This window comes from Synechococcus sp. BA-120 BA3 (assembly GCF_034931285.1).
Classification (GTDB): Bacteria; Cyanobacteriota; Cyanobacteriia; order PCC-6307; family Cyanobiaceae; genus Cyanobium.
In genome coordinates this window covers 1-5,684 of record NZ_JAYGHZ010000351.1, presented here as the reverse complement: position 1 = coordinate 5,684, position 5,684 = coordinate 1, and the positions used below count along the sequence as shown (strand labels likewise).

The window sequence follows — 5,684 nt, the reverse complement described above, 5'->3', positions numbered from 1 at the left end:
ACCAGCAGCGGGGCCAGGAACAGCAGGGCCCGCCCCGCCAGCCGGGCGATCGCCAGCTCCGTGCCGGGGGCGGGGCGCACCCAGGTCACGGCGATGCGGGAGCCGGACGCCACGTAGGAGTCGGCATCGGCGGCGGCGGGGCTGGGGCTGAGCCCCGCGTCCTGGCGGGCGGTGATGTACGGCATCAGAGGCTTCCCCCCAGCCGGATCCGCTCCAGGGGCGTCAGAGCCGGCGCCGGCGGGGCGACGGGGGTGGCCGGGCTCACCTGGATGGGGGTGCGGCTGCGTTCGAGCTCGGCGCGCAGGCGTCCCAGTTCCTCCCGCAGCTGGCCCAGGCGTGGATCCTCCGTCGCGGGGGTGGCCGTGACGGGAGCGGCGGTCGGGTCGCTGGCCGCCGCTGGGTCGGGCCGGACAACGCCGAGCACCAGCTCCCGCAGGCCGGTGGACCCCAGGGCCCCGAGCCGCTGCTCGGCGAACTTCTGCACCACCTTGGGGGCGAAGGCGGCGAGCAGGAAGGCGAAGGTGATGATCATCCCGGTGTCGTCCCGGGGTGGATAGGTGAGGGTGTCCTGCCCGGCCGCGTCCCGGCTGACCATCGGGGCGCTGCGCAGCATCGTGATCGACCCGAAGGCGATCGACGCCAGCAGGGCGAGCAGACACATCAACCGCATGGCGGAGCGGTTGCCGGGGGATTCCTCCAGAAACCCGGTCGTCGGTCCGGCGGCGGCACGGGCGGGGCTCGTCATGGGGGCACCGGGGGGCACGGGCTGGTCTCATTGTGACCCGATCTCCCGGGAGCCCCCGCCGCTGCGGACCCCGCGAAATTCCATGTCTACATTCGGCTCACATGCTGCCGCCGCCGATGGACGGACTGTCCCCGCCGACCGGTGCCGACACCGGAGGGAAGTGCCCCTTCCTGCACGGCACCCTCCGGGGCAGCACGGCCGGAGCCCGCTCCAACCGGGACTGGTGGCCGCGGCAGCTGAATCTGGCGGTGCTGCATCAGCACGCGCCCCTGACCGATCCGATGGGCGGCAGCTTCGACTACGCCGCCGCCTTCCGCACGATCGACCTGGAGGCCCTGCGGCAGGACCTGTTCGCGCTGATGACCACCTCCCAGGACTGGTGGCCGGCCGACTACGGCCACTACGGACCGTTCTTCGTGCGCATGGCCTGGCACAGCGCCGGCACCTACCGCATCCACGACGGCCGCGGCGGCGCCGGCTCCGGCACCCAGCGCTTCGCCCCGCTCAACAGCTGGCCCGACAACGGCAACCTCGACAAGGCGCGGCGGCTGCTCTGGCCCATCAAGCAGAAGTACGGCAGCGCCCTCTCCTGGGCCGACCTGATCATCTTCGCGGGCAACTGCGCCATCGAATCGATGGGCCTGTCCACCCTGGGCTTCGCCGGGGGCCGGCAGGACGTGTGGGAGCCGCCGATCGACATCGACTGGGGCCCGGAGACCGAATGGCTGGGGGACCGGCGCTACAGCGGCGACCGGGAGTTGGAAGACCCGCTCGGGGCCGTGCAGATGGGCCTGATCTACGTGAACCCCGAGGGGCCCAACGGCGAACCCGATCCCCTCGCCGCCGCCCGGGACATCCGCGAGACCTTCGCCCGCATGGCGATGGACGACGAGGAGACCGTGGCCCTGATCGCCGGGGGCCACACCTTCGGCAAGTGCCACGGCGCCGGCGACCCTGACCTGGTGGGACCGGAACCCGAGGCGGCCAGTCTCCAGGAGCAGGGCCTGGGCTGGCGCAACCGCTTCGGCAGCGGCAAGGGGGACGACACGATCACCAGCGGCCTGGAGGGCGCCTGGACCGCCAATCCGATCCAGTGGGACGGCGGCTACTTCGACAACCTGTTCGGCTACGAGTGGGCGCTCGAGAAGAGTCCGGCCGGGGCCTGGCAGTGGCGGCCCAGCGATCCGGCGGCAGCCGGCACCGTGCCCGATGCCCACGACCCGTCGAAGCGCCACGCGCCGATGATGGCCACCACCGATCTGTCCCTGCGGGTCGATCCGGCCTACCTGGAGATCTCCAAGCGCTTCCATGAGCACCCCGAGCAGCTGGGGGAGGCCTTCCGCCGCGCCTGGTTCAAGCTCGTGCACCGGGACATGGGACCCCGCTCCCGCTACCTGGGCAGCCTGGTGCCGGAGGAGGTGATGCTCTGGCAGGACCCGATTCCGCCCGTCGACCATCCCCTGGTGGACGCTGACGACATCGCCGCCCTCAAGGGGCGGATCCTGAACGCGGGGCTGCCCATCTCCCAGCTGGTGGCCACGGCCTGGGCGGCGGCCGCCAGCTTCCGCGGCTCCGACAAGCGCGGCGGCGCCAACGGCGGCCGACTGGCGCTGGCCCCCCAGAAGGACTGGGAGGTGAACCAGCCCGCCAAGCTGGCCCGGACCCTGGAGGCCTACGGGGCGATCCGCCAGGAGTTCAACAGCTCCTCCCACGACGGGAAGCGCATCTCCCTGGCCGATCTGATCGTGCTGGGGGGCTGCGCCGGCATTGAGGAGGCGGCCGGGCGAGGCGGCCATGCGCTGACGGTGCCCTTCAGCCCCGGGCGCATGGATGCCTCCCAGGACGAGACGGACGTGGCCTCCTTCGCCGTGCTCGAGCCGAAGGCCGACGGTTTCCGCAACTACCTGCGGCCGGGGCTGCCGGCCTCCGCCGAGGAGCTGCTGATCGACAAGGCCCAGCTGCTCACCCTCACCGCCCCGGAGATGACGGCGCTGGTGGGGGGACTGCGGGTGCTCGATGCCAACCACGGCAAATCACGGCATGGCGTCTTCACCCACCGCCCCGAGACCCTCAGCAACGACTTCTTCGTGAACCTGCTCGACATGGGCACCACCTGGACGGCGACCTCCGAGGCGGAGGACAGCTTCGAGGGCCGCGACCGCCACACGGGTGATCTGAAGTGGACCGCCAGCCGCGTCGACCTGATCTTCGGCTCCAACGCCCAGCTGCGGGCGATCGCCGAGGTGTACGCCGCCGCCGACGGCGCCGAGCGCTTCGTGGCCGCCTTCGTGGCGGCCTGGAGCAAGGTCATGGACCTCGACCGCTTCGAGCTGGCCTGAACGCCATGAACCCCCTCCTCTCCGCGCAACCGCCTCCGGAACGCCACGAGGCCATCGGCCGGGCCGGCCTGGGCAGCCTGCTGGCGATCGCGTCCATGGACGGGCCGCCCAGCCCGATCGCCCTGCGCACGATCACGGCCATCCGCGACCACCTGATCCGGCTGCCCATTCCGCTCGAGGAGCTCGAGCCCCTCACGCCGGAGCAGCTGGCGGCGGCGGTGCCGGAGCCCGAGTGGCGCGAGCGGATCCTGCGCGGCATGACCGTGCTGGCCCTGCTCGAGGACTCCCCTGGCGAGGCCCCCTTGGCCCGGCTCGAGGCCACGGCCCGGGCGCTGGCCATCGATGACGCCCCGGTGCAGGCCTTCCGCCACGTGCTCGACCACCAGTTCAACCTGGTGCGCCTCGACATCGCCCGCCGCAGCTTCCAGCGGAGCGCCGCCGCGGCCTACCTGCGCGATGAGGGCCCCGCCGGCGCCCTGCAGATCGCCCGCTCGCTGCTGAACCAGGAGGATCCCGCCCTCGGCCGGGCGTACCTGGCCTTCATTGAGGCCAACGGCTTCAGCGTTCCCGGCGAGCTGGGCGGGCCGCCACCCCCGGTGGTGCGCCACGACTGCTGCCACGTGCTCGGCGGGTACGGCACCACGGCGAGCGAAGAGTGCGGCGTGCTGGGCTTCCAGGCCGGCTTCGGCCGCAACGACCCCTTCTTCACGATCCTGTTCGCCCTGGCCCAGTTCCAGCTGGGCATCGGCTCCACTCCCGTCACGGCGGCCGAGACCGGCCAGGCGGATCCGGAGGTGATCTTCCGCGGCCTGGAGCACGGCCTCGGCGTCACCCGCGACCTGATCAGCGACTGGGATCCCTGGGACGACTTCCCCCAGCCCCTGGAGGAGGTGCGCCGCCAGTACGGCATCCGGCCCCGTCAGGCGGTGGGGGCTCCCCCGTCGTGATGGCGAAGGGCCGCTCCGGCAGGGCCCCCAGCAGGTCCGCCGGCTGCACCTGCTCCCCGAACAGGACCAGGGCGCCGGGCCAGATGTAGGCGGTGTTGTAGGCATTGGCCCCGTGCTTCACCCCGCCGAAGAACTCGAACAGGGCGTCGTCGTAGTAGCGGGTGCAGGTGACGGCCTGGTTGTGGACGGCGCACAGCGGTGGGTGGCTGTCCGGAACGGAGCAGGAGAAATAGATCGCCTTGGCCTGGCTGGCGATGGCGGAGAAGTTGGTCCCGCCGCCGTCCGTCGGGCCCACCCACTGGGCCGGCGGCACCAGGACATCGGCGGCGCCGTGCAGGATCGCCACCGGCTGGCAGAGCTGGGAGCCGGTCTGGCGGATCCGCAGGGGATCGGCGGTGAAGGGGGCACCGAACAGCCGCAGCAAGGCGATGGCGAAGCGGGGGATGCCCATTTCGGACGCGGCGGCCGGATCGGCCACCACGATCACCCGCGGCCGGAAGCGGGCAGCTGGATCGTGGCGCAGGGCCCAGGGCAAGCTCAGGCTCAGCAGCCCGCCCAGGGAGTGGCCGAAGCCGTAGACCATGGGCTGGGCCCCCTGCCAGTGCCCGTAGGCCGGCTCCCTGGACAGATCGTCCCAGCCCGCCTCCACCAGGGCCAGGGCCTGGGTCAGCCATTGCTTCGGCGAGGAAGCCAGGCTCATGGCCACGGTGCGGAGCAGGTGGCTCAAGTTCCTGGCGTAGGTGCGCCGGAACCAGCCGATCACCATCAGGATCAGCTCGATCAGGAGCAGGGGGAACAGGACCCGGCGCAGGTCCCCCACCGTGGGGGGCTCGGCGGCCCCGACCCCTTCCCGTTCAGCTGCTGAACCGGAGGTCAGCGCCTCCGGCAGATCCTCCGCCCGAACGGCCTCGGCCGCCGGCCGCACGGCCAGACGCAGGGCCGTTCCGGTCCAGGAGCCCGCCCTGGGCACCGCTTGCCAGGTCGGAACAGGGTGCCCAGGGGCCGGGGAGGGGTAGGCGCTGCGCTGGAAATCCGGGAAGAACACGATGTATCCCTCGGCCGCCAGGGCCAGCAGGTGGCTCTCGTAGAAGGAGGGCATGCACAGGGCGAAGCCGTGCAGGTAGAGCACCGCCCGCAGGGGCTGATCCGCTCTGGCGGCGCCATCCGGCACGTACACCCGCAGGTAGTTGCCCCGCCCGTGGAAGCCCCGCTGCCAAATGGTGCAGGCGTGCCCGTCGTCGCGAACGCAGGTCCATCCGGGCGTGGTGGGGTCGCTCATCGGGTCAGGCGAAGCGGCGACGGACCTCCGCAGGCGGCCTGGGGGACCGGCGCGTCAGGGACGCCCAGCATGACGACGCTGGGCGGGATCGTCAGGCAGCGGAGCCGGGGGACGCCCTGCGGTGACTCCTCCCTAGACGTCGGCCCGCTGGCCCAGGAACGCCTGCACCGCCGGATCGTCCGCCAGGGCGATGGCGCGCCGGTAGGCCTGCCGGGCCGCATCGGCCTGGCCGGTCCGCTGCATCAGATGGGCCCGCAGCGCCCACCAGGGCTGGTGCTCCCCCAGGGCCGGCTCGGCGGCCGCCAGGGCGTCCAGTTCGGCCAGGGCGCGGTCGGGGCCGGCCAGCTCGGCCAGCACGGCGATCCGGCTTACCC

The 5,684-nt window shown here is 72.4% G+C and carries 5 protein-coding genes and 1 pseudogene; 2 read left to right on the top strand and 4 right to left on the bottom strand.

The annotated features are described in order from the left end of the window. Together VB737_RS14510 and VB737_RS14505 are read right to left on the bottom strand one after the other, a co-directional pair. Positions 1-185: hypothetical protein (locus VB737_RS14510; RefSeq protein ID WP_500314002.1), on the bottom strand; the 185-nt coding region annotated here is incomplete at its 3' end. After that, positions 185-745, bottom strand: coding sequence for a hypothetical protein (locus tag VB737_RS14505; RefSeq protein WP_500314000.1), 561 nt, complete (start codon positions 743-745; stop codon positions 185-187). The genes VB737_RS14510 and VB737_RS14505, both read right to left, overlap by 1 nt. Before the next feature lie 116 nt (positions 746-861). On the opposite strand from VB737_RS14505, the gene katG reads away from it, so the two are divergent. After that, positions 862-3,084, top strand: coding sequence for a catalase/peroxidase HPI (gene katG / locus VB737_RS14500; protein ID WP_500313998.1), 2,223 nt, complete (start codon positions 862-864; stop codon positions 3,082-3,084). 5 nt (positions 3,085-3,089) lie between these two features. Beyond that, the gene (locus VB737_RS14495) at positions 3,090-4,031 is read left to right on the top strand and encodes a hypothetical protein (RefSeq protein ID WP_500313997.1); all 942 of its coding nucleotides are present in this window, start codon (positions 3,090-3,092) and stop codon (positions 4,029-4,031) included. On the opposite strand, the gene VB737_RS14490 is transcribed toward VB737_RS14495, so the two are convergent. Both VB737_RS14490 and VB737_RS14485 read right to left on the bottom strand, forming a co-directional pair. Further along, entirely contained in the window at positions 3,928-5,310 is a 1,383-nt protein-coding gene (locus tag VB737_RS14490) for a hypothetical protein (RefSeq protein WP_500313995.1), read from the bottom strand. The two genes, VB737_RS14495 and VB737_RS14490, sit on opposite strands and share 104 nt — an antisense overlap. 132 nt (positions 5,311-5,442) lie before the next feature. Beyond that, positions 5,443-5,684, bottom strand: a pseudogene (locus tag VB737_RS14485) (RNA polymerase subunit sigma-70); the annotation flags it as partial.

Bases quoted from the DNA above. Each gene is read 5' to 3' on its own strand.
- VB737_RS14490 (WP_500313995.1), bottom strand. From the start codon at position 5,310: ATGAGCGACCCCACCACGCCCGGATGGACCTGCGTTCGCGACGACGGG.
- katG (WP_500313998.1), top strand. From the start codon at position 862: ATGGACGGACTGTCCCCGCCGACCGGTGCCGACACCGGAGGGAAGTGC.
- VB737_RS14495 (WP_500313997.1), top strand. From the start codon at position 3,090: ATGAACCCCCTCCTCTCCGCGCAACCGCCTCCGGAACGCCACGAGGCC.
- VB737_RS14505 (WP_500314000.1), bottom strand. From the start codon at position 745: ATGACGAGCCCCGCCCGTGCCGCCGCCGGACCGACGACCGGGTTTCTG.